The organism is Lacticaseibacillus parahuelsenbergensis (assembly GCF_030770265.1).
GTDB lineage: Bacteria > Bacillota > Bacilli > Lactobacillales > Lactobacillaceae > Lacticaseibacillus > Lacticaseibacillus casei.
The window spans coordinates 1,360,580-1,385,749 of sequence record NZ_CP132482.1; the positions used below are offsets into that span (position 1 = coordinate 1,360,580).

At 46.7% G+C, this 25,170-nt stretch carries 22 protein-coding genes; 20 read left to right on the top strand and 2 right to left on the bottom strand.

Annotated features, from left to right (window positions below; genetic code table 11):
- Positions 1-58 precede the first annotated feature (58 nt).
- The 6 genes from LACPH_RS06400 (at position 59) to LACPH_RS06425 (ending at position 6,377) form a co-directional block, all read left to right on the top strand.
- Entirely contained in the window at positions 59-715 is a 657-nt protein-coding gene (locus tag LACPH_RS06400) for a LysM peptidoglycan-binding domain-containing protein (RefSeq protein WP_274784827.1), read from the top strand.
- 65 nt (positions 716-780) lie between these two features.
- A complete protein-coding gene (gene cmk / locus LACPH_RS06405; RefSeq protein ID WP_274784828.1) occupies positions 781-1,446 on the top strand; it encodes a (d)CMP kinase in 666 nt (221 codons plus the stop codon).
- An 88-nt stretch (positions 1,447-1,534) separates the two neighbouring features.
- Positions 1,535-2,848, top strand: coding sequence for a 30S ribosomal protein S1 (gene rpsA / locus LACPH_RS06410; RefSeq protein ID WP_274784829.1), 1,314 nt, complete (start codon positions 1,535-1,537; stop codon positions 2,846-2,848).
- A gap of 141 nt (positions 2,849-2,989) precedes the next feature.
- Entirely contained in the window at positions 2,990-4,297 is a 1,308-nt protein-coding gene (der, locus tag LACPH_RS06415; protein WP_025013430.1) for a ribosome biogenesis GTPase Der, read from the top strand.
- Between the two features lie 233 nt (positions 4,298-4,530).
- Complete coding sequence (gene hbs / locus LACPH_RS06420; protein ID WP_003658248.1) at positions 4,531-4,806, top strand: non-specific DNA-binding protein Hbs; 276 nt, start codon at positions 4,531-4,533, stop codon at positions 4,804-4,806.
- A gap of 302 nt (positions 4,807-5,108) precedes the next feature.
- Positions 5,109-6,377: a tetratricopeptide repeat protein gene (locus LACPH_RS06425; protein WP_274784830.1), complete on the top strand. Its 1,269-nt coding sequence runs from the start codon at positions 5,109-5,111 to the stop codon at positions 6,375-6,377.
- An 11-nt stretch (positions 6,378-6,388) separates the two neighbouring features.
- Here the strand turns inward: LACPH_RS06425 and LACPH_RS06430 are convergent, their stop codons facing one another.
- Complete coding sequence (locus tag LACPH_RS06430) at positions 6,389-7,267, bottom strand: YitT family protein (protein ID WP_087912116.1); 879 nt, start codon at positions 7,265-7,267, stop codon at positions 6,389-6,391.
- Between the two features lie 101 nt (positions 7,268-7,368).
- Here LACPH_RS06430 and LACPH_RS06435 point away from each other — a divergent pair, with 101 nt between their 5' ends.
- From LACPH_RS06435 to LACPH_RS06455, 5 genes are all read left to right on the top strand, one after another.
- Positions 7,369-8,565, top strand: coding sequence for a CCA tRNA nucleotidyltransferase (locus LACPH_RS06435; protein WP_274784831.1), 1,197 nt, complete (start codon positions 7,369-7,371; stop codon positions 8,563-8,565).
- 125 nt (positions 8,566-8,690) lie between these two features.
- Positions 8,691-9,146: a hypothetical protein gene (locus tag LACPH_RS06440; RefSeq protein ID WP_025013426.1), complete on the top strand. Its 456-nt coding sequence runs from the start codon at positions 8,691-8,693 to the stop codon at positions 9,144-9,146.
- Positions 9,147-9,241: 95 nt separating this feature from the next.
- Complete coding sequence (locus LACPH_RS06445) at positions 9,242-11,134, top strand: ABC-F family ATP-binding cassette domain-containing protein (protein ID WP_274784832.1); 1,893 nt, start codon at positions 9,242-9,244, stop codon at positions 11,132-11,134.
- Positions 11,135-11,161: 27 nt separating this feature from the next.
- Positions 11,162-12,112 (top strand): thymidylate synthase, encoded by a 951-nt coding sequence (locus LACPH_RS06450; protein ID WP_274784833.1) that lies wholly within the window; start codon positions 11,162-11,164, stop codon positions 12,110-12,112.
- Positions 12,113-12,228: 116 nt separating this feature from the next.
- Positions 12,229-12,720 (top strand): dihydrofolate reductase, encoded by a 492-nt coding sequence (locus LACPH_RS06455; protein ID WP_274784834.1) that lies wholly within the window; start codon positions 12,229-12,231, stop codon positions 12,718-12,720.
- A gap of 141 nt (positions 12,721-12,861) precedes the next feature.
- Here the strand turns inward: LACPH_RS06455 and trhA are convergent, their stop codons facing one another.
- Positions 12,862-13,503 carry a PAQR family membrane homeostasis protein TrhA gene (trhA, locus tag LACPH_RS06460; protein ID WP_025013422.1) on the bottom strand — a complete coding sequence of 214 codons (642 nt, stop codon included), beginning with the start codon at positions 13,501-13,503 and terminating at the stop codon, positions 12,862-12,864.
- A gap of 193 nt (positions 13,504-13,696) precedes the next feature.
- Between trhA and LACPH_RS06465 the strand changes: the two genes are divergently transcribed.
- The 9 genes from LACPH_RS06465 (at position 13,697) to LACPH_RS06505 (ending at position 25,100) form a co-directional block, all read left to right on the top strand.
- Entirely contained in the window at positions 13,697-14,539 is an 843-nt protein-coding gene (locus LACPH_RS06465) for a DegV family protein (protein ID WP_025013421.1), read from the top strand.
- A 369-nt stretch (positions 14,540-14,908) separates the two neighbouring features.
- The gene (locus LACPH_RS06470) at positions 14,909-15,754 is read left to right on the top strand and encodes an SGNH/GDSL hydrolase family protein (protein ID WP_306387600.1); all 846 of its coding nucleotides are present in this window, start codon (positions 14,909-14,911) and stop codon (positions 15,752-15,754) included.
- Positions 15,755-15,759: 5 nt separating this feature from the next.
- A complete protein-coding gene (locus LACPH_RS06475) occupies positions 15,760-16,401 on the top strand; it encodes a YpmS family protein (protein WP_274784836.1) in 642 nt (213 codons plus the stop codon).
- A 24-nt stretch (positions 16,402-16,425) separates the two neighbouring features.
- The gene (gene msrA / locus LACPH_RS06480; RefSeq protein WP_025013418.1) at positions 16,426-16,944 is read left to right on the top strand and encodes a peptide-methionine (S)-S-oxide reductase MsrA; all 519 of its coding nucleotides are present in this window, start codon (positions 16,426-16,428) and stop codon (positions 16,942-16,944) included.
- A gap of 2 nt (positions 16,945-16,946) precedes the next feature.
- On the top strand, positions 16,947-17,189 hold the full coding sequence (locus LACPH_RS06485) for a YozE family protein (protein ID WP_010488395.1): 243 nt from the start codon (positions 16,947-16,949) through the stop codon (positions 17,187-17,189).
- On the top strand, positions 17,131-18,600 hold the full coding sequence (locus LACPH_RS06490) for a S41 family peptidase (protein WP_440941493.1): 1,470 nt from the start codon (positions 17,131-17,133) through the stop codon (positions 18,598-18,600). The genes LACPH_RS06485 and LACPH_RS06490 overlap by 59 nt, the downstream gene beginning before the upstream one ends.
- Positions 18,601-18,825: 225 nt before the next feature.
- A complete protein-coding gene (locus LACPH_RS06495) occupies positions 18,826-22,404 on the top strand; it encodes a DEAD/DEAH box helicase family protein (RefSeq protein WP_306387601.1) in 3,579 nt (1,192 codons plus the stop codon).
- Positions 22,355-24,502 carry a hypothetical protein gene (locus tag LACPH_RS06500; RefSeq protein WP_274784838.1) on the top strand — a complete coding sequence of 716 codons (2,148 nt, stop codon included), beginning with the start codon at positions 22,355-22,357 and terminating at the stop codon, positions 24,500-24,502. The genes LACPH_RS06495 and LACPH_RS06500 overlap by 50 nt, the downstream gene beginning before the upstream one ends.
- Positions 24,503-24,764: 262 nt before the next feature.
- A complete protein-coding gene (locus LACPH_RS06505; RefSeq protein WP_087912126.1) occupies positions 24,765-25,100 on the top strand; it encodes a DUF6176 family protein in 336 nt (111 codons plus the stop codon).
- Positions 25,101-25,170 lie beyond the last annotated feature (70 nt).

Genomic DNA, 25,170 nt, shown 5'->3' on the forward strand with positions numbered 1-25,170 from the left:
CAGCGTCCTGATTTGCTGCGATATGATACAATAAATCCATGTAGTGAGGAGGTTCGTGATGGCCGAAAAAGATAAACACCAACATGACAGTGCGGATCAAGAACATAAGCGTGACGATCAAAACAAGCCTTGGGAAACCCTTTTCGATGATGATCGTGATGACCAAGGCAATTTAAGTCGATTGGCCACCCGTAAAAAACGCCAAGGCAGCTCAAAATTTACATGGATTTTGGCAATTATTTTGATTTTGCTCGTTTTATCGCCAATTATTTACGTCAAGGTTTGGGGCAGCCAAGGCAGTAGTGGCTCAAATTTGTCAAATGATAAAGTGGTGATTCAGAGCGCCAAGAAAGCCAGCCATCGATCAAAGGTTAAAAAATCCGAAAAGTCTTCTAAAGCGGCAAAGGCTTCTTCAGCTTCTACGAAAGAAGCAAGCAGTCAGCAGCCGTCACAGCAGCCGTCGACTCAACATGTGGCAAGTAAAGAAGCCACAACTGCTGCTTCGACTACCACTGCTTCTGCACAAACACCTAGTGTAGCATCGACAGCGCCGAGTCAGGCTAGCACCGCGGCCAACTCGTACACGGTGGTTAGAGGGGATAATCTTTACCGAATTGCGGCAAACCATGGTATGTCGTTGGATGAACTTTTGCAGTTGAACGGCCTTAGCGCCAATTCCAGCCTGACACCCGGAACCGTTTTAAAAGTGAAATAAATGTAACGCGCCCCTGTTCGTGCCATTGACGTGATGAACAGGGGCGTGTGTTGTGGAGGAAATTCATGCAGATTGCGATCGACGGCCCGGCAAGTGCCGGTAAAAGTACCATTGCAAAACTTGTCGCCAAGAAATTGGGCTTTATTTATTGCGATACCGGTGCGATGTATCGTACCGTCACATATATGGCGCTTAAGGATCAATTACCGCTGGACGACGAAACAGCCATTATGCAGCATCTCGCCAAGATGGTGATTCGGTTTACCCCCGGTGAAACGGAACAACGGGTTTTCATGAATGACGAGGACGTGACGCTGGCCATTCGTGAACCCGATGTGACGAATAATGTGTCCCAGGTTTCCGCGTTACCGCGCGTGCGAACCGAATTGGTTAAGCGGCAGCGTGATATTGCGGCGACTCATGATATTGTGATGGATGGCCGTGATATCGGGACAACCGTTTTGCCAAACGCTGCTTTGAAAATTTTCATGGTAGCGTCAGTTACAGAGCGTGCTAAGCGGCGCTATAAAGAAAATATTCAAAAGGGGATCACGACGCCGCTGGCAACACTTGAAGCAGAAATTGCCGAGCGGGACCGTAAAGATTCCCATCGGGCGGTATCGCCTTTACGGCAGGCGTCTGACGCGATTCGGATCGATACGACCGATATGTCGATTGATGAAGTCGTGGCACGGATTCTGACATTAGTGACAGAAACGAAAACCCATTAGTTAACCGGAGCGAAATAAGCGCTGGTAATTTGTTTCGTTTTCAAGTACAATAGATCCAGTATACAGCTGCATAGGAGGATTTTTTGGCATGAGTGATAATAACGTTAATGAGAACACCGAAACAATGGCGGACGCCCTTAAGAGTGTCACTACAGTAAAGATTGGTGACACTGTCAAGGCAGATGTCCTTGCTGTTGAAGATAAACAATTGATCGTTGGGATCGAAGGAACAGGCGTCGAAGGCGTGGTCCCGATCAAGGAGTTATCAACTCAGCCAATCGATGACATTCACGATGTTGCCAAGGTCGGCGACAAACTTGATTTAGTTGTGCTTTCAACGGTTGGCAAAGATAAAGAAAATGGTCAGTTCTTGCTGTCCAAGCGCCGTCTTGAAGCACAAAAGGTTTGGAAAGAAATCCAGGCTAAATATGAAGCCGGCGAAACCATCACGGCACCTGTCACCAGCGTTGTCAAAGGTGGCTTGGTTGTCAATGCCGGTGTTCGTGGCTTTGTCCCGGCATCAATGGTTGAAGATCACTTTGTTGAAGATCTCAATCAATATAAAGGCAAAGAACTCGAATTTAAGATTATTGAAATCGAACCTAGTGAAAACCGCTTGATTCTTTCGCATCGGGCTATTGTTGAAGCAAGTAAGGCTGAAGCACGCAAAGAAATCTTTGCTAAGATTCAACCAGGCGATGTCGTTGAGGGTAAGGTTGCTCGGTTGACCAACTTTGGTGCCTTTGTTGATCTCGGCGGTGTGGATGGTTTGGTTCATGTGTCTGAAATTTCATTCGACCATGTTGATAAGCCAAGTGATGTCTTGAAGGTTGGGCAAGAGATTAAGGTTAAAGTTTTGAATGTTGATCCTGACCGTAATCGCATCTCCTTGTCCATCAAGGCAACCCTGCCACAGCCATGGGATAATATCGAAGAAAAAGCACCGGCTGGCTCAGTTTTGACCGGCACGGTTAAGCGCTTGACGACGTTTGGTGCGTTCGTTGAAGTATTCCCTGGTGTCGAAGGCCTTGTTCATATTTCCCAGATTTCACATGAACATGTTGCAACGCCAGCTGATGTTTTAAAGGAAGGCCAAGAAGTGAAGGTTAAAGTGCTGTCAGTTGACCCTGACGCACATCGCTTGGCATTGTCCATCAAAGCATTACAGGATCGTCCAGCAGGCGCCAGCGAAACGCCAGCGCACGAAGGCGGCAATAACAATGGCAACACCGAACGTCGCCGTTCATCCCGTCCGCGTCGTGGCAATGATCGTCATCAGTCGACATCAATTCCTGCTGAATATCAGCAAGATGATTCCGGCTTCTCACTCGGCGATATCTTGGGCGATGCGTTGAAAGACGCTGCTAAAGGTAAGAACGATGATCAGGATGACAACAAGTAATTGTTACGTCCCTTAAAAAGTTGAGCCTTGGCTCAACTTTTTTTATGGCTAACGGTCTGTTGCACATAAAATTAGCGGATCGGTTGCGATACATTTTAAAAGTGCTCATAAAAGACCTCAGCAAAGAAAGGAGGCCACAACATGGTTTTACCAACACTTGCCATTGTCGGCCGGCCCAACGTCGGTAAATCAACTATTTTTAATCGGATTCTCGGTGAACGGGTTTCGATTGTTGAAGATACGCCAGGCGTCACGCGCGATCGGATTTACGGTAAAAGCGAATGGTTAGGCAAAGAATTCGCGGTCATTGATACTGGCGGGATTGATCTCGGCGATGAGCCGTTTCTGTCCCAAATTAAAGATCAGGCTGAAATTGCCATTGAGGAAGCCGATGTGATTCTGTTTTTGACCAGTGTCGAAGCAGGTGTCACTGATGCTGATGAACGGGTGGCACAGATACTTTATCGAGCGAAAAAGCCGGTTGTTTTGGCTGTAAACAAAGTCGATAATCCAGAGCGCCGGCAGGATATCTATGACTTTTATTCATTAGGCTTTGGCGAACCATTTCCGCTTTCCGGTACCCATGGCATCGGTTTAGGCGATGTTTTGGATGCTGTTTTGGCGGCGTTCCCTAAAGAAGCCAATTCAGTTGAAGACGATAGTATTAAGTTCAGTCTGATTGGCCGCCCGAATGTCGGGAAGTCATCGCTTGTGAATGCCATTCTAGGGGAGAATCGCGTCATCGTGAGTCCCATTGAAGGCACAACGCGCGACGCCATCGACACCAAGTTTGAAGCCGATGGCGAAACATTTACCATGATTGATACCGCCGGGATTCGTAAACGCGGCAAGGTTTACGAAAATACGGAAAAATACGCCGTACTGCGGGCTTTACGTGCGATTGACCGATCGGATGTGGTTTTGGTCGTCATTAATGCGGAAGAAGGCATTCGCGAACAGGACAAGAAAGTTGCCGGTTATGCCCATGAAGCTGGACGCGGTATTATTATCGTGGTGAATAAATGGGATACGGTCGAAAAAGATAATCACACCATGAAAGATTTTGAGAATTTGATTCGCCAGGAATTCCAATATCTGGATTATGCGCCGATAATTTTTGTCTCAGCTAAGACCAAACAACGTTTACAGAGCTTGCCAGCTATGATCGTCGAGGTTTCAGAAAACCAAACCCGGCGAATTCAGAGTAGCGTATTGAATGATGTCTTGATGGATGCCATTACTGTCACACCAACACCGACAGTTAATGGGAAACGCTTGCGAATTTATTATATGACGCAAGTGGCCGTCAAACCGCCAACTTTCGTGGTTTTCGTGAATGATCCCGATTTATTGCACTTTTCTTACGAGCGCTTTCTCATAAACCAGTTGCGTCAGGCATTTGATTTTAGCGGGACGCCGATTCACGTCATTGCCCGTCAACGTAAATAATTTTTACAATGTTGGATAATGACTTTTCATTCAATAAATCGAGATTTTCGATAACCAATCCGCGATTATCAGGCAAAAATTTTGGCAAAAACCTTGTCACGGCGGGCTTGCTATGCTATGTTTAAACCTGAAATGGTGATACATAATTATCATTGTTTCTTCATTCCTGAGCAGTCAGGAATGGACATGTTTAGGTGTTCACGCATCTAATCAATTATGGAGGTGAAATGTTCATGGCAAACAAAGCAGAATTGATCGAAAGCGTTGCAACTGCAACCGGTTTGACCAAGAAGGACGCAACCGCAGCTGTTGATGCAGTTTTCGGTTCCATCCAGGATTCCCTTTCAAAGGGTGACAAGGTTCAATTAATCGGCTTTGGTAACTTCGAAGTTCGTGAGCGTGCTGCTCGTAAGGGTCGCAACCCACAAACCGGTGCCGAGATCAAGATCCCAGCATCTAAAGTACCAGCATTCAAGCCTGGTAAAGCACTCAAGGATGCCGTTAAATAAACGGTTCAATTGGGTCAGCTATTAAAGCATCACCAAAAACCGAGTCTTAGCGGACTCGGTTTTTGCGCGTTTTGGCAGTGATGAGTCATGATGTGGTTACTGGCTCAAGTACCGGTTCACGCTCACATTAACGCGTTCACCAGCGCAGAAGCCTGCGTGTAAGGACCTTGGTCGCAATGGCAAAGTCCGCCATCACTCCAAAGGCCACTTACACTCCGGCTTCTCCCGCGCCGGTTCACGCTCACACATGTTAAACTTATGCATATGGAATTTATTTTGGCTTTTCAGATACGGAGGCAGCTATGAGTTACGCACAAAAAATGCTCGATGCACTTGAAGCAGGTCAGATGGAAACGGCGCGGCAACTTTTTACGCAGGTTTTGAAGCATGATGACGACGAAACCCAATATAATCTAGCTGAAGAACTTTACGCCATGGGCTTCAATGGCCAGGCTAAGCGGCTGTATCAGGGCCTGTTAGGTCGGTATCCGGATCAAGGCGACTTGGCCACTGCTTTAGCCGATATTGCGGTTTCTGACGGCGATACAGATGCCGCACTGAACTATCTGAGTCGCATTCAGCCAGGCGATCCGGCTTATGTCCAAAGTCTGGTAAGCGCCGCCGATGTTTATCAGACACTGGGGTTGTATGAAGTCAGCGAGCAGAAATTATTGGAAGCCAAAAAACTGGCGCCCAAAGAGCCGGTCGTAACATTTGCGCTTGGTGAGTTTTATTTTGACTGGGGCCATTTTCCTCAGGCAATTGCGGCGTACAACGAGCTTCTTGCTGGCGGGACCAAAGAACTTGCCGGGGTTAACATTGAAGCACGGCTGGCGGCCAGTCTGGCGCAAACCGGCCAGTATGAAGACGCGGTGGCTGCCTATGAAGACGTCGGGGTGGATGCGTTGGATCTCAATGGCCGATTTGAGCTTGGCGGTTTGTACCTGCAGTTGGACGATCCGGCCAAGGCCATTACCAACTTACAGGCGGTAATTGACACCGATCCAAGTTATGCCAATGCTTATTTACCGTTGGCACGTGCGTATGAGGCCCAGAATCAGCCTGATAAGGCCTTAGACACCGTTCAAGCGGGAGTTATGGTCGACAACACGAACCCAAACTTATACGCGTTAGGCGGCAAACTAGCGCTTAGTGAAGATAATCCCGATTTAGCCGAAAATTATTTACAAAAAGCACTGAAAATCGATCCGGAAGATCAAGGCAATATGTTGGCCTGGAGTAATTTTCTGGTTCAGCAGGAACGCGATCAGGAGAATATCGATTTTCTTAGCCAGATTGATCGCAGCGGTGATGTCGACCCGCAGATTTACTGGAACATGGCTAAAAGTTACGATCGATTGGATGACGTTAAAAAAGCCCGGGAGAATTACCTGTTAGCGTTCAATCGCTTCCAGGATTCGCCAGACTTTCTTCATGATTTGATTGATTTCTTCCAGTCAACCGGTGCCCGCGCCGAACTCAAAGCCGCTTTGGTTCGTTACCTGAAATTGGTGCCGACCGATGATGACATGCAAATGCGGTTAGATGAACTCAATGATGAGGCGGATTAAAGTGCGAGGGATTAGTGGCCGAACAAAAGTCGTCGCCGTTTCTTCTGGTAAGTGAAGCCTTCGCCTAATGCTTCGTGGACATCCAGAATGCTGATGAAGGCGTGGGGATCGATGGCCTCGATCAACCGTTTCGTATAGGCGATTTCCGTTGACGCAACAACCGCGTAAACGACTTGCTTGCGATCATGCGCAAAGCCGCCTTCCGCGTGCAAAAAGGTGGTGCCGCGTTCAAGATCATTCATAATTGCAGTGGCAATGGCTTGACTGTGGTCCGAAACGATCAGCACACCCTTGGCTGCATATGCGCCATCCAACGTAAAGTTGACGATGCGGGAAAAGACGTAGGCACCCAGCAGTGTGTACATCATCAATTCAAGGTTTAAATAAGTCAGCGAAATGGTCAAAACGATTGCATCAAAAATTAGCAGGGTCCGTCCCATCGGCACCCCGGTTTGTTGTTCGACAATTCTGGCCACAACATCGGTGCCACCGGTCGTCCCACCATGGCGGTAAATCAAGCCGCTGCCAAAGCCACCGAAAAGACCGGCCAGCACCCCGGAAATGAACAAGTCGTGGTGAATATCGATGCTTAATGGCACCCGCTGCCATATCCACAGCCATGCCGACAACATTAACGTTCCGAAAATCGTATACGCCAACGCCCGTTTTCCCAGAAACTTATAACCCACGATGAGAAGCGGGATATTAAGCAGTACCGTGCTATAAGCCGGGTCCACGTGCCACCAGTAACGAATCAGCAGCGTAATCCCCGTGACGCCGCCTTCTGCCAGATGGTTGGCAATGTTAATATAGACCAAGCCAAATCCGTATAAAGCACAACCGAGAACAATCATCAAAAGATCCAGACAAACCCGCATGTTGCGTGACATAAGGTGCCTCCCAAAAAAGAATTTAAGCTCATTTTAACAGAAATCTTATTTTGCGGTATTTTTGAGGTGAGGTCAACGCCAAAACAAAAGGAGTAGGGCAAATGCAGTTAGATTTAAAGCAGCCTGATTTTCAAGCTGCGATTCCCATTTTAAAAAAAATCGAAGCAGCCGGTTATGAAGCCTATTTTGTCGGTGGCAGTGTGCGCGATGCGTTGTTAGGGCTGCCGATCCATGATGTCGATATCGCCAGCTCAGCCTACCCGGAGGAGATTAAGCGCATTTTTAAGCGCACCGTCGATACCGGTATCGAGCATGGGACTGTGATGGTGTTGGACCATGGGACGGGATACGAAGTCACCACATTTCGAACCGAGTCGCGGTATCAGGATTTTCGCCGGCCGGATCACGTGACATTTGTCCGGTCATTGGCAGAAGATCTCAAACGCCGAGACTTTACGATTAATGCCTTGGCAGTTCGCCATGACGGCACGATTATTGATTTATTCGACGGACTGGCCGATTTGAAAAAGCACCAGTTGCGGGCAGTTGGTGATCCGCACGAGCGTTTTCACGAGGATGCGCTGCGGATGATGCGCGCCGTCCGGTTTGAAAGTCAGCTGGGTTTTCACATTGAGCCGGCGACCAAAGAAGCAATTACGGCAAATGCTCCGCTGCTAAAGCATATTTCGGTTGAACGGACTGCGGCGGAATTTAACCGGCTTTTGATAGGGATTGATCGACGGTTTGGTATTCAAGACTTTGTGACGACCGGATTGTTTGCGTATGCCCCGGAACTGGCTGGCCAGCGAACGGCTTTGTGGCACTTTAGCGAGCTACCGGACACCCCTTTTAGCGGTATTGCCAGCGGTTGGAGCGCGCTGCTTTTTATGCTCAAGTTAGCTCCGGAACCAACTTTAAAAGCCTGGAAGCAATCTAACGACTTAATTGATCTGGTCAGTCAGACGGTGACGCTGCTGGCCAAAATATCAACGCCGACTGCCTGGGATTTGTATACTGCCGGCTCCCGAGCTGTGGCAATTGCTGGTGAAGTGGCCGCCTTACTGGAACCGAACTTTGATCGACAGGCGCTGGCAGCAGCATATGCCCAGTTGCCAATTCACTCAAAAAAGGAGCTAGCACTGACCGGGCGTGATTTAATCACAGCCGGTGTTCGTCCCGGCCCCGAAATGGGAAAATTGCTGCATCAGGTTGAATCACAGGTTGTGGCCGGCATTTTGCCTAATGATCCCAAAAAGTTGTTGCCTGCAGCAATTGAAATGTCTCGAGAACGGCAGTGAGTGTGTTATGATGAGCATGTAAGCACATACAACAACGTCACGTCAGGATCAATGCATGGTCGCAAGGCTTCCCAAAAGTTTCTGGCCAACCTTGATGCTGGTGTGATCGTGAAGGGGGATTTCTAATGGCAGAACATGTTTTTGAACAATTGGTTTTTCATTTTCGTAATGGTGATGAATGGACGGTCCAGCATGATGAGCTGGCCGATGTCTGGATCAGCCGGGTAACCACCAGCTATGGGCGGATTCACGGCGGCCAGATTCAGGAAATTCATCCTTGCAAGAGCTTCAAGGTTGAAATTTTACCGGAAGCCGATCATGTCAAATCAAGCGACATCAACACCGGTTCACTTGAAATGGGCATGTTTGGTCGAGCTACGAAATATCAGGACATTGAAAAAATGGACTTGGTATTCGATGCCGAAGCCAAAAAACAGGTTCAAATTTACTTCCCGTTTAAGCAAAAAGATCCGAGCGGGCTTGATAATGAGTATCAAACCAGTAAGCTAGCCAAGAATGGTCATCTTTACATCGTCATTGATGCCCAACATACCGTGGACGACGAATATCCACGGATTTAAGGCAGCAAACAGACAGGTCGACAAGTGAGTCGGCCTTTTCTTGTGCCTTGCTTCTTGCTAAGATGGACAACGATACAAGGGAAATGAGGGACAACATGCAGACGCTAACAGCAGAAGGCCTGAGCAAGGCATACGGTGACAAGCAATTATTCAAACAAATCGATTTTTTAATTAATGAAGGCGAACGCATCGGGCTGATCGGGGTGAACGGTACCGGAAAGACCACGCTGATTCGCGCCTTGGCTGGGCTGGAAGCATTAGACGCCGGCACGGTTAAAACGCCGAAGAATTATCGCATCAGCTACCTGGCCCAAGTACCTGATCTTGATCCTGAGCTGCCGATTATGGATGCCATTTATCGCGGCGATTCGCCGGTTTTTCAGGCTATTCGGCAGTATGAACGGGCATTGGCTGCCTACACCAAGGATCCGCTGAATCAGGCGAAAACCGATGCCTACACCAAAGCCGATGCCCGCATGACCCAAGAAGATGCTTGGTCGGCCGAAACCGACATTAAGACGATTCTGACACAGCTGCATATTGATGACTTGTCGGCTCGGGTCGGTAGCCTCTCCGGCGGGCAGCAAAAGCGGGTAGGACTGGCGCAGGTTTTGATTGAATCACCTGATCTCTTGCTGCTGGATGAGCCGACAAATCATCTCGACTTTGATTCCATCGCTTGGCTCGAAAAATATTTAAGTAATTATCGCGGCGCCTTAATCGTGGTCACCCACGATCGCTATTTTTTGGATCGCGTAACCAATCGCATTTTTGAGTTGGATCGCGGCCGACTTTTCCAGTATCAAGGCAACTATCAGGCATATGTCGCCAAAAAGGCTGATCAACTGGAGGCTGAGAAATCGGCTAACCATAAACAGGCGCAACTTTATCGCCAGGAGCTGGCTTGGATGCATGCGGGCGTTCAAGCACGGTCGACCAAGCAGCAGGCGCGGATCAATCGGTTTAAAGAACTGCAAGCAGCTAAAGACGATGCGCCGACACCTGATCAGCAATTGGATCCGATCCAGATTGCCAGTGCGCGGCTCGGCAAGAAAGTGATCGAAATGAACCACGCCAATCTGAGTTTTGGTCATCACGTGATTTTAAACGATTTTAACTGGCTGGTGCAGCCAGGAACCCGTATTGGCATTACCGGGCAAAATGGGGCCGGTAAGTCAACCTTACTCAATATTATTGCCGGCAAGCAGAAGCTGGACAGCGGCACGATTTCGTTAGGAGAAACGGTTCAGTTGGGGTATTACACCCAGATGAATACCGATCTCGATCCAAATAAACGGATCATTACCTATTTGCAAGAAGTCGGCGAAGAAGTCGTGCAGGCAGATGGTCAACGGGTATCAGTGACCCAGATGCTGGAGCAGTTTCTGTTTCCACGCAATATGCACGGCACGTTAATCGGACGGCTTTCCGGCGGCGAAAAGCGGCGGCTGTATTTGTTGCAGGTGCTCATGCGGCAACCGAATGTTTTGCTGTTGGATGAACCGACGAACGACCTGGACATTGCGACGTTGACGGTCTTAGAAGATTATCTGGATCATTTTCCCGGCACCGTGATCACCGTGTCGCATGATCGCTATTTTCTTGATAAAGTGGCCGATCAGCTGCTGATCTTCAATGGCAATGGCCAGATTGACCGCGCTGTTGGTGAATTTTCCGATTACCTGGCTAAGCAAGCCGCGCAACCGGCGACACCAAAAGCTAAGCCTGTCGCAACCAAACCGGCACCGGAAAAAATTGCGCCGAAAGCGAAGTCGAAACTCACATACGCTGAAAAAATAGAGTATGATAAACTGCAACAAGAACTCGATGAACTCGACGAGCGCTTGGCCAAAGTGAAGGCGGAAATGGCCGATGTCAACGGCGAAGATTACGTTAAGTTAGGTGATCTTCAGGCAAAGATTGACAAAATCAACCAGACGATTGACCAGAAGTTCGACCGGTTCGCCGAGCTGGATCAATATGTATGAGCAATGAACGATAGAAGGGGAAAGACGATGTTAGAGCAGCCATATCTGGATCTTGCAAAAAAAGTCCTCGATGAAGGACATTTCAAACCCGATCGCACCCACACCGGCACTTACAGTATTTTTGGACATCAAATGCGCTTTGATCTCAGCAAGGGATTTCCGTTGCTGACGACTAAAAAAGTGCCATTTGGTTTAATTAAAAGTGAACTGTTGTGGTTCTTGCGCGGCGACACCAACATTCGGTTCTTACTGCAACACAAAAACCATATCTGGGATGAATGGGCATTTGAAAAATGGGTCACCAGTCCGGAATACCACGGACCGGATATGACGGATTTTGGTCATCGGCGGGTAAAAGATCCCGAGTTTGCAAAAGTTTATCAGGAAGAAATGGCTAAGTTCGACGAAAAGGTTTTGAACGATGATGCCTTCGCTGCGAAATATGGCGATCTCGGGTTGGTGTATGGTTCCCAGTGGCGTGCCTGGCGCACCAGTACCGGCCAAACTATCGACCAGCTAGGGGATGTTATCGAGCAGATCAAAACCCACCCATACTCGCGGCGCTTGATCGTGTCAGCTTGGAATCCCGAAGATGTTCCGACCATGGCATTGCCGCCTTGCCATACGCTTTATCAGTTTTATGTCAATGACGGCAAGTTGTCCTTGCAACTTTACCAGCGGTCAGGCGATATTTTTCTGGGTGTCCCGTTTAACATTGCCTCGTACGCGTTACTGACGCATTTAGTCGCGCACCAGTGCGGGCTAAAAGTCGGCGAGTTCGTTCATACATTTGGCGATGCTCATCTCTATGTCAATCACATTGATCAAATTAAAGAGCAACTGACCCGCACCCCGCGTCCAGCACCAAAATTGGTTTTGAATCCGGATAAGCACGATATTTTTGATTTTGAGATGAAAGATATTAAATTGCTGAACTATGATCCATACCCGGCCATCAAGGCGCCAGTTGCGGTTTGACGGGCTTGTCAGGGGACTCATTAATGCGGCCCGTGTTATGATCAATTAAATCATTGATGGCAAAAGTGTTTATCCAGCGACTTGGAGATTTTTCAACGATCAAGGGGGAGTTTCATATGACCGAATTTTTATGGGCACAGGATCGCAATGGTATTATCGGCAAGGATGGCCATTTACCTTGGCATCTGCCAGATGATTTACATTATTTTCGAGCACAGACAGTGGGTAAAATCATGGTTGTGGGGCGGCGTACCTACGAAAGCTTTCCCAAACGGCCGCTGCCTGAGCGCACGAATGTTGTTTTGACCCATCAAACCGATTATCAGGCGCCGGGGGCTGTGGTGCTGCATGATGTCCCTGAGGTCTTCGCTTACGCCAAACAGCACCCTGATCAGGATCTCGTCATCGCAGGCGGCGCACAAATTTTTACGGCCTTTAAAGATGACGTTGATACCTTGTTGGTCACGCGATTGGCCGGAAGCTTTGATGGCGATACGAAAATGATTCCGTTAGACTGGGATGCCTTCACCAAAGTATCCAGCCGCACCGTTGAAGATGCCAATCCAGATTTGACGCATACGTATGAAGTTTGGAAAAAGAAAGCTTAATTCAACATCGTGAGTTTGGAACCTCTTCAGGTATCAGTATTTGCTAGCTGAGCATGCCGTAGCCAGGATTACGGCAGCATTTTAGCCACAAAAAACGTCTCTTCACTGCAAGGAGAGACGTTTTCTGTGGCTATTTTACGTTTATAGGTAAAAGTAAATCGACAAGTACATACACAAGCTGCCAAGGATGACGAAGAGATGCCAGATAACGTGAATGTATGGGATGCCTTTTTGCAAGTAGAGCATGGCACCACCAGTGTAAGCTAGGCCGCCAGCCACTAATAAGCTGAATCCGACCGGGCCCAGGTGATGCCATAGCGGAACCATGCCGATCACGCAGAGCCAACCTAACACCACATAAATCATGGTTTCCAAATGTTTGAAGCGATTCAGGAAAAAGAGCTTATAGCCAATTCCCCCGAGGCATAAAGTCCAAATGGCGATTAAAAGACCGGTGCCGAGTTTGCCGCCAATGGCCACCAAGCAATACGGCAGGTAGGAACCGGCGATTAAAATGAAGACGCCGGAGTGATCCAGTACCTGCAAAACATGGCGGGCCTTGCTAAAATAGAAACCATGAAAGGCAGTTGAAGCAGTGTAGAGCAACATCAGCGAAACACCGAACCCGATAAGGCTGAATAATTCGACCTGACTACCACTGTTGATTCCCTTAACGCCTAACATGACGGTTCCCATCACAGCCAAGCCGAGTGCGAACGCATGGGTGATGGCGCTAAACATTTCATTGTTAAATTCATAATGGCTTGATTTTGACACGCGCATTGCCAACCTCCTTGAAGACAGCCGTGTAAATTTTGAATGCGACTGTCGCTGCTACACATCAAATTCTACCATGTTACGGTTTACAAAACAACACAATGTAGTTATGATAACTAGGTAATGTATACTGACATTGGTTAGGGAGTTTGCTATAATTATGACGGTAGACGAACCTAACAGAAAGCGTGGCTCAGACATGGCAAATATCAAGATCGTCACGGATTCCTCCGTTCAACTGACTCCAGAAGAGATCAGCAAGTACCATATTACGGTTGTTCCGTTGACTATTATGATTGACAATACGGTTTACATTGACGGTGAAACGATCACCCGCGAAGACTTTATGGATGAAATGGCAGCGGCGCATAATCTGCCAAAGACATCCCAGCCGGCAATCGGCACTTTTACGGATGTTTTCGATAAGTTGACTGCCGATGGGAGCCAGGTGTTGGCGATTCATATGACGGAAACGCTCAGTGGCACCGTTAACTCAGCACGGCAGGCCGCGCAACTTGCAAAGGGCAAAGTGACGGTCGTTGATTCGTTATCGACGGATCGCGGCCTGGCCTTTCAGGTTCTGGCAGCTGCGGAAATGGCAGAGGCCGGTAAGGATCTGCAAACGATTCTTGATAAAATCAAGCAAATCCGCGACAACACAACATTGGTTTTAGGGGTCACGAGTTTGGATAACTTGGTTAAAGGTGGACGGATTAGTCGCGTTTCCGGTTTGATTTCGTCATTCTTGAATATCAAAGTTGTTTTGCAGTTGAAAGATGGCGAGTTGTCAGCGCTACGCAAAGGCCGCGGCATGAAGACCATCAATAACTTTATCACTGAAACAATCAGTCAAATGGCCAAAATGCCGAATATAAAAAGTGTTGGCATTTCAACGGCGGGTGCAACCGAGTTAGGTGAAGACGTTGGCAAGCGCATTGCGGAAGTCTTACCAAGCGTCCCGGTTCTGGTGCGGCCAACCGATCCGGTCATCGCAACCCACACCGGTCCCGGCGCCCTTGCGATCATTTATTACGTTGATTAAATTTTATATAAACTTCGATCGGCCGGCGCGGAGGCGTTGGCCTTTTTTGTTTGTGAGCGTGAACCGGCGCGGTTAGGAGCCGGAGCATAAGTGGCCTCAAGCTTAAATGGCTGGTTTTTGGCCATTTAGGCTTGAGGTCCTTATGTGGAGGTTTCTGGGCTGGTGAGCGCGTTATAGCCAAGCGCAGGCCCAACGACACATCCGCACTCAATCAAACACCGCTTGCTAAACGCCAACAACCACCACGCAAAAATAACTGGTATCGATACCATAAAAACAAGTCAAAAAGCATTCACCTTTGTTTATTCGCCCGCGGTCAAGTACAATAATCTATTATGATCAACAACACATGCGTTTATGGGAGGCAATATGGCTAAATTAAAAAATATTTTTATAGCTTGTAGCGTCGTGCTGATTGCCTGCCTGCTGGCGTTTGGCGGGTGGCAGCTGTTTGGGCCGGCAACCGACCCTAGTGAGGTTAAAGTTGCCTCGAGCACGCCTAAACAGATCCAGCTGACGGCGGTTGGCGATTCGTTAACTTATGGTGTCGGCGACGCAACCAACAATGGCGGGTATGTCGGGTTAACGAAAAGCGATTTAGAGGCAACCGGCCAGTATCAGGTTACGACTAAAAATTACGGGGTCAGCGGCGACACTAGCACGCAAATTCTCAACCGCATCAACAAACAAGCCAAGATCCGTGCTGACCTGAAACGCGCCAATATCATTACCATGACTGCCGGCGGAAATGATTTAATGCATGTCCTCCAAAAGCACTTTTTGACGTTGTCCGAAAAGCAGATCACGGCAGGCAGTGCTGCGTTTCAGAAACGCTTGACAACGCTGCTTACCACGATTCGCAAGGAAAACCCATCCGCGCCGATTTACGTTTTTGGCATTTACAATCCATTTTACGTTTATTTTCCAAAAATGACGGCGATGACCAACAGCGTCACTGCCTGGAATCAAGCGACTCAAAAAACATTACAACAGTTTAAACACGTTTACTACGTTGATATTGACAGCGTTTTGTCGAGCGGGGACACAGCAGCAAACAAGGCTTCGGCTAAAGAAGCGCTCAAAGAAGCAACTTCCGGCGAAGGTAATCCGCTTATTTTCTCTCAGGATCATTTTCATCCCAATAATGCTGGTTATGCGCAGATGACGAAGCAGCTTATGAAACAAATACAGGCAACGAAGAAAGAGTGGGAGTAGGTAGGATGGAAGCAAAGAAACGATCACGTCAGCGAAACACGCCGCAGCCCCAAAAAATCAGAACCGGGATTAACTGGTGGAAATGGTTATTGCTTGTGCTGGTCGGGTTACTGCTGGGAACCGGTATCTGGTTCACGAAGACAATTTTGACACCGGTGAACATCAACACAACCGCTAAAACCGCCACGACCACGAATGAACCGGTTTTCACCGTGAAGCTCACCAAAGCCAGTGCCAATCGCATCATGGCCCACTATTTAAAAAATTATCTGCGTGACAGCAACGTCAAATATGCGGTGACGCTGGGTACGAACGAGGCTGCGTTAAGCGGTAAGTTCAAATTCCTTGGCAATTCCGTTAAATTTCAGTTAACGTTCGATCCATTGGTTCTGAAAAATGGCGACGTGCTGCTCAAAGCGAAGGATCTGAATGTCGGTGCGTTACCGGTGCCGATTAGTTTTGTCATGAGTTATATCGGTAATAGTTATAAAATCCCGCGTTGGGTAAGTCTGAATAGTAAGGCCGGAACTGTTGTGCTAAAATTGAGCCAATTTAAACTTCAAAATGGGATGACACTAAAGGCCACCAAATTGGATCTCACCAATGATGATCTTGAATTTGCGGTTTATCTGCCTGATGAGCCGTAACCATTAGAAAGAGGCTGATGAAACATGAAAAAAGAAACTGCTATTTTTGCCGGCGGGTGTTTTTGGTGCATGGTTGAACCGTTCGAGGAACAGCCTGGCATTTTAAATGTGGTTTCCGGTTATACCGGTGGGCATGTGCCTAATCCAACTTATGAACAGGTGTCTTCGCATACGACCGGTCATACTGAAGCCGTTGAGATCACTTTTGATGCAGACGTTATTGATTACCCGACATTGCTGGGGATCTATTGGCAACAAACCGACCCGACCGATGCCATGGGACAGTTTCAGGATCGTGGCGACAATTATCGGCCGGTTATTTTCGTGAAAGACGAAGCGCAACGCAAAGCCGCTGAAGCGTCGAAGGCGGCGTTAGAAGCCAGCGGACGCTTCACCGATCCGATTGTGACCCAGATTGAACCGGCCAAACCGTTTTATCCGGCCGAACCGGAGCATCAGCAATTTTACGCCAAGAATCCGCGGCGGTACGCAATGGAACATGCACAACGCCAAGCTTTTATTGACAAAAACTGGAAGGACTAATCATGCATCGGACTTTTTACGAATATCTCATGACATTGCGCAATCCCAATGACCATGGGGAAATTGCCGAGTTTGCCAAGAACGCTTTTCTGGATCAAAGTTTTCCGAAACAGGAGAAAGATTACCATCGGCTAAGTGATTACCTGGAATTAAACGGTAATTATCTGCCGACAATGGCGATTTTTGATGAAACGTACCACGACTATCTGGCCAGCGAAAGCACAGGAGGCGATTCCAATCAATAAACACAAGGTTCCACTGTGGGCGGTCATTTTGATCTTTGTAGTTGCGCTTGGCGGCGGTGCAGCAGGCGGCTATGCCTTGTCGTATCAGCAGGCCCAACAAAGCGTGCTGAAAACCGGCGTTCCTAAGGCATTGGCACCTGTCGTTTCCGCGTACGAAACAGTCACCAACAATTACTACAAAAAGGTGAACACGACCAAGCTGACAGACGGGGCGATCAAGGGGATGTTGGGGACGCTTGACGACCCTTACTCGGTCTATTTGCAAAACAATGACAAAACCGACCTTGACGACACCATCTCTGCCTCGTTTGGGGGAATTGGCGCCACGATTCAACAAAATCACGACAGTCTGTCGATTGCCAGCATTTTGCCAGGTACGCCAGCCAAAAAAGCCGGCATGCAGGTAGGCGATGTCCTGCTCAAAGTTGACGGGAAAGATGTCGCCAAAAAGACGGTCACGCAAGCGGTTGACAAAATTCGCGGTAAAATCGGAACGACTGTTGCAGTGACGGTCAAGCGCGGCAACAAGCAGGCAACATTTTCCATGAAGCGCAAGAAGATTACGGTTGATACGGTGACTGGTAAGCTTGCGCCGGAAAACAAGCAGGTTGGTGTCATCACGATCTCCACTTTCAGTGAACCGACTGTGAAGCAATTCAAAGCGACCGTTAAAAAATTGCGTAAAGAAGGCGCAAAGTCCTTTGTGCTCGACCTGCGCCAAAATCCTGGCGGCATGATGACAGCTGCTTTGTCGATCAGCTCGATGTTTTCCAAGAATGGCCAAACCGTGATGCAGATCGAAGACCGTAACGGCGCCAAAGAGGTCTACAAAGCTGGCAAGAAGCTTGATGGCGGCTTTAAGATCACTGAGAAAACCGCGGTGCTGATTGATGGCAATTCAGCTTCGGCCAGCGAAATCACGGCGGCTGCATTGCACCAAAACCGCAATATTCCGTTAGTCGGTGAGAAGAGTTTTGGTAAAGGCACCGTTCAAAATGTCGGCGAAATGGGCAGTAACAAAGAGCTCAAACTGACCGTTGCCAAATGGCTCACACCAGACGGCACCTGGATCAACCACAAGGGCTTAACCCCCGATGTGAAGGTTGACTATCCGGCTGCGGCCAAAATCACGTTGATCAATGCGACCCAGCTCAAGCCCGGAGACAAGGGTAGCGATGTGAAATCCCTGCAGCAAATGTTGACGGCTTTGAAAGTTGGTTCTGTTAACGTTAACGGCCAATACGACGATGCGACTCAAGCAGCCGTCAAATCCTTCCAGCAAGCCAACAAACTCGACGCAACCGGCACAGCCGATCAGGAAACCTTGGCAGCTCTTGCCCAGAAGTTGAGTGATCAGCTCACGAAAGATGATCCGATGGTGAAAGCCGCGGTGCAGGAAGTCGCGAAGTAAGTTAGATTGAAGTTATTTAGATGCGCGCATGCCTTAAAGGTGTGGGCGTATTTTTTTACGTTTAAATACTAATATAAATATTGATTGTGCAAAATTATACTGTATACTATTTGAAATAAAAGTATACTGGCTTAATTAAATAGCTAAGTCCTCGTGTGAAAACGGACTGTTAATCTACATCATCCTTACTTAAGCCAGAAACAAAGAAAGATGTGAGTTAATAAAATGCAAGTATCCGATTTTTTAGGAATGATCAAAAAGTTACAGTCGCAATCTCCGGAACATGCCTTGATGCTGTTGAACGCGCCCACAGGTACCGGGAAAAGTTATACAATTATCCGGGCTCTGTGCCGCTATGCCGTTAAGCACGAAAACTTTCGCGCCTTTTTTGTAACCGATCAGAAAAAGAATTTGAAAGAACAGGATTTTGAGGCTGCTTGGCGTGAAGAGTCAGGTGCAGTACATAAAGCTTTTAGTGAGCGAGTAGCGGTTGTTCGTTCGTTGGAAGATACCGTCAACAAATTGATCAATGACTGGGATCGTCAACAAATCCCCGACCTTTATCGGAATTCACCTATTTTTCAAAAAAGTTTAGAAAACTTAGGAAATGCTTTTAAATCTTTTGGAATGATGAAAGAGAACGAATTTGATCTGAAGAATGCTTGGACCATGCTTAGCCGTGCTGATTATCAAGTTCGTCGGGCGATGATCATGATTTTGGCAGATAAAGCTCACGTGAAACTCAGGAACATCTCCGGAGAGGGAGCATCTGCGTTCAAGTTAAATAGTATTAGTAAAGGGAAGATCCGCGAATTTGTAAGTAAGCAACCGAAAGCGGATTCGAAATGGCTAAATGAAACGTATCCGACGTTTGATTTAGAAAAAAAGCAAATCATTATTTTAACAACGGCCAAGTTTATTAAAAGCTATACACCATTCTTCGAAAAACGATCAAAGGCATTCCGGTATTCTCCGATCCTGAAAGATGCATTAGTCGTCCTTGATGAATTTGATAGCACCAAAAAGCAGATTTTAGAGAGCGCTATTGATGAAGCCTTGAAGATACAAGCTGATTTAAATTCTTTGTTTGTAGATCTTAGCAAAGGGTTGAATAAAGTTAATGAAGGACAACTACCGGCCAAGCTGGGAAAAAGCTTCACCTCCCGCGATGCATTTAAGAGAATCCTGAACGACGCAGAACAACTGACAGCTGAGTTCAAACTGGACTTTCTGTACAAAATGGAGGAACAAGGGAGGGATTCAGGATTTGTTATGCACGTTCCTCAAACAAATTGGGTGAGCGTGGGAAAACCTTGGCATGCCTATTTTGATGAGGAGTTAGGGCAAGTTGTTCTCGGTGGACAGGCTAGAAACGACTTACATTTTCACAGAATGTTGCCGAGAATTTCTGTGTTTCTTAAAGGAACAACGAAGTTTATTTTGAATCAGGCCAGGGAATACCAGGTTTCAGAGAATCAGAAGTTAAGCTCGCTTGATGATGCTATGACGATTGAGGATGCTTGCTTCAGTATATACGCTGCTTTGGGATTGTCTAAATCCCAAGCTAAGATTCTGTTTTCATTGGGCCATGACTTTTCATCGCCCACTAAGGTCAAAACAACCTATCACACTCACAGTGGCCGACGTTTCCAGCAATGGGGGCTGAGTTTATTCCAGTTCACAAATGATCCCCAGCATGACCTGCAAACAAAAATTAATGCGTGCTTTTTTAATGAGACACCCGAACGTTATTTATTGAATCTTTTAAGCAAGGCGAACGTTTTGGGTTTATCTGCCACTGCTACTTTGCCTACCGTGTTAGACAACTATGACCTTGATTATCTTAGAGAGATGCTTGGTCCGCGTCTGCTGGATGGTGTTCATTACCTGAGTGAGACGACCATTAAAGAATTTGACTTTGAAAGTCGCTATGCCAAACAGAATATTGAAGTCAAAGTAGAAACGGGTATTGTTGATCGTTCTTTTTCGGAAATACTTCCGAGAAGCAATCAAAAGATTGATAACAAGAAAATCTGGGAACTAGATGCGGAATTGGCAAAGCTAGTGAATTGTATTCCGGCCTCGGAGCAATCACGGATTGACAAAAAGTACTTTACAAGACGATACCTCAACCTGTTCAACAGTTTTGTCATTTTTCTGACTGATCCATCAATGACGTCGTTTTTGGGTTTGCAAGCATTACTCCCCGGTGCTGATGGGAGAATGGATGAGAATTATATTAAGGAGACTTTTACAACCCTTAAAGAATTAGTCGGTGGGCAGGATGGTGTGAACACGGAACTTAGGATTGTCTCGTCGCGGAATCAAGAAGGGGTTCAAGAGCAGCTTTCCGAGGCTTTGAATTTGGTTAGCCAAGGTGGTAAACGCGTCTATATTTTGAGCGCTTATCAAACGATCGGCATTGGACAAAATCTCCAACACGAGATGAATGAATTCGAAAGGGAGCAAGCTGCCAACATTGCGCCAAAGGGGGTTAGTAAAGATGATCCTCGTCAACATACCATTGATTTAGCCGGCATGTATTTAGGGGAAGTCACCCATATTCTCAGCAGCAATTTGCCGTTTGGGATGGATGCAGCAGGGCTTCATTCCATTATTGAGCGAGAATATCTTTTTGATGCTAATGAGATAAACATCAAATATCTAAATGAATATTTAACTAGCTTACAACAGCAAAAGCTTAAGAGGCATCCTGAATATGCTCGCAGTCTTTATGTCAGCTATTCACGGACCATCATTCAAGCGCTTGGAAGAATGAACCGTTCTTTCAACAAAATGCCCGTAATTCGCCTTGTTATGCCTTTGAATGTGTTACAGATGGTGACGGACAGTGGTATCGACGTAGAGAAGACTGGTCAAGAATATCGCTGCTTACTGGTGGCTGCTAAAGACTGGGAGCGTGACTTTGAGAAGCCTAGTGCTGAAATTGCCAAACAGAATGCGACATTTAATACATTTCGTGATTTTCGATTCGTTTTGGCGTATTTACAGACCAGTAAAAGCTGGGCACAAATCTATCATGACACCAGATGGTTTTATGTACGCCACCCCACTGTGAGCGATAAGGATTTGAAATCCAGTCAGGTCTTTCAACAACGTGACGACGAATTCGGTTTGCAATATTTATTGAACGAGCATTTAGATGTCAGTTATGAAGTCAAACCAATTAATCATAAAAGAGGTCAGTTTGATTTTAATGGAACCGGTATGGAAGTTTCGGCTGAAGCGGCAGGTTTAGTCGCAATGTGTCGTTATCCAGGTCTAAAAGAGGCACTTGAGTCGCTAGATATTCCGACAAAGTGGGAACCAAATGAACGGATCTTGAATCCAGCCCAGTTTTACAACTATCGCGGACTGCTTGGTGAAGTGAGTGGTCAGTTTATCTTTCAAAACGAGTGGTCGCTTAAGTTAGAGGATTTTTTCAAGCCTGAAAATTACGAACTGTTTGATTTTCAATGGGAAGGAAAAGTGGCCCTTGATTTCAAAAATTGGCGTGATGCACCTGACGTTGACACAAAAGCTGAACGTCAAAAAGTTGAAGCAAAGCTGGCAAAATTACAGGCTAACACGCAACGGAAATGGCGTGTCGTTATTATTAACATTCTGGCCAGCAATCAAATACAACCTGTTATGACGGTTGACGGGAAGATACTTGAAATCTCCGGTCTCATTGATCATCAAGGAAAGTTTTTACTAACGCCTGAGCAAAAATTAAATGTTTGGAGGTTCCTGAATGGAACAGCAGTCAATGATTCGAACGACACGATTAGATTACAAGATTAATATGATGCAGTTGCAAGCAGATTTTAAGTTCTTGTTTGTGAAGATTAAAGATATGAGCGCCTTTAAGGAATATAACAAATTGCTTGCATCATGGTCGCCACAGGCAGTTACACGTATCAGCGGTCGTGACACAAAAGGTGATTATCTCATTATGTTTCGCCAATTACCGGCTTTACCGAATATTGATGGTCTGGAATTTCACAAGATACTGTTGGATGATATGAGGGATTTCAAGATCTACCCCAACCATTTGTTGCAGCTACTGATAAATCAACAATCTGCTCACGAAAAGTCACTTTCAGAGCCTTGCAAGACACCCGAGCTTCTGATCTCAGGGCAAGACTGGTATCGGCAATTTCTTGATATGCGTCAACAGTATTATGCGCTGAAGTTAAAGGTTAATTGGCAGCAGGATCTGGATTTGAGCATCCAAACTTTCACGCAAGTAACCGAATTCCAGTGGGACAAACGAATTTATCAATATGATAGCGAGCGCGAACGCTTTCAACGCCGTTACCAGCCGTCACCCGGAATCTATTTTGTTCGGGGTAATCACACATCAAATCGGAATTATATCGACTTTCTATCATTACGAGATTTATCAAGCTTCTTTAGATGCAAAGTTGGCGTCGCGCAACTCGTTCTCGACAATCTTAATTTACATGAGGGAAAATATCTACTTCGACCTGTGACGTTCCACAAAAGCTTAGTCGAACATTCTTCACGTTTGAAGCTCAGCAAACGTGAAACCATTTGGCAACAATTAGCTGGCTCTTCACTTAATATTTACGCTCAGGTGAACGATCGGCTTTCACAGGAATTGGCTGATCAACTGGCCGACCATTTGACCCGAAGCCAACTGGTACGCAAAAACAGCATACGTGTTGTTCGTTCGCAGAAAATTCAATCTGGATTCAACATACAGGTTATTCGCGATGTCCGTGGTAGCGCGGCGGAGGATGGTTATGAAGTAGCTAAGAATGGTCAAATTGTCCAACATCTGACGGTAGAAAATTTCGGCCATTATCAAGAGGGCGACAAGGAAATCACGTGGAAGCCAAAGGTGTCAGGGAAGCATCACGATCCTGCGCGAGATGTGGCAATAGTAAAACTTATTCAAGAATTATGTATTAAGCGTGACTTGGCAAATGGGAAATTAAAAACGGTAGAACCAAAGCTTGCCAGTCTGACGCAGCCGCTGGAGTTTTACTACTTCGCCTTCTTGAAAAAATCCTTCGATCCCGAAGTCATGGTTATCAAATTAGCCTTTACACCAGAGATGGCTCTAAGGTTTTCTAAGAAAAAAGTGCGCTTAAATGCTTTAACCAGCGATGATGAGTATACGCAGGTTTGCAAAAGGGTGTTTGATAGTCTTGCGCGTCCAAATTTTCAGTCCGCATGGAATAGTGTAGATTGTGTTGTGCGTACTGGGAATAAACAACTGTTGATTCAACGCCTCAACCGCACGATTATGCCAGATGGTAAACAAATCCGGAAACAGCTGGAACTTAATAGGCCTGACAAACCCCTTACGAGAAGCGAAGTAGTTGAAGAATTAAAAAAACTGCGGCCAATGGTTTCCGGAGACTCAGACTATGTTGCGGCATATGAACAATTGCAAGCGCTCGTGACTAGTATGCCACCCAATTTTCCATTAAAGGATTTGGATGAAGCAGCCCGCAAAGCAGGACTCAATCCGAAGCGTCGCGATATGAGACAGGTTAACCAGTTTTTGACCGAAAATGCGACATTTACACTGAAAACAACCCTACAGCGTGAATTGCCGGACTCGCCACTTGCAGGGATGAAATGGATTGGCCTTACGCGTATTGAAGAAGGCGAAGGGCATTTTAACACGTTTTACTTCGTAGGCAGCGATAAATCGTTAAAACCGGTTGTGAATCGTGCGGTGACATTGCGCCGTCTTTTGCCACTAGCAGGTGACGCTGGTATAATTGATGAATTATTTCCTAAACTGGCAGCTATGATGAGCGTCGAGTTTGTCCGCAGTGGTCAGTACACAGTCGTGCCATATCCAGTGAAATATCTCAGGGAATATTGGGGTAGTGTGCTGAGACAGCATCCTGAATATCGGTAGAATAAGAACAATTAATGCTAGAAATTTGCCTTAACCGTTAAATCCTTCCAGCAAGTCAACAAATTCAACGCAATCAGCACAGCCGAATAGCTGTTGCACAAGGGTTGAGCGATCAGCTCACGAAAGATGATCCGATGGTGAAAGCCGCGGTGCAGGAAGTCACGAAGTAAGTTAGATTGAAGTTATTTAGATGAGCGCATGCCTTGATTGGGTGTGCGCTTTTCTGTAAGGTTAAGGAAATAATCGGAGGAGTTGAACAACATTGATTGAATTAGAAGGATTTGCTGTCCATCCCGACAAAATTGCGCGTGCCCAAGAATGGATGGCTTTCTTGAAAAGCCATCAGGAGGCTGTCAATGCAACTTTAGTGCCTGAACACATCACCGTTGAGCGAATCTTTTCGCTTTCGTGTAATAGTCGGATGTATCTGTGCTGGTATTCTGAGCAAACCGCGCCTAGTCCAGATGTTGAAGAAAGTTCCAATCCCATCGATCAGGCTCACGTTGCTTTTTGGCGTGAATGTATTGATGAATCGGTTCCAAGCTTGAAGTTCCGGCTGGAAAATGAATTTGTTAATCCGAACCTGATAGGTAACTGAATAGCTTTGGGGTTTATCATATTTTTAAAGAACTTTGTTTATGGTGAAGAGACAACTCGCTGCCACGAAG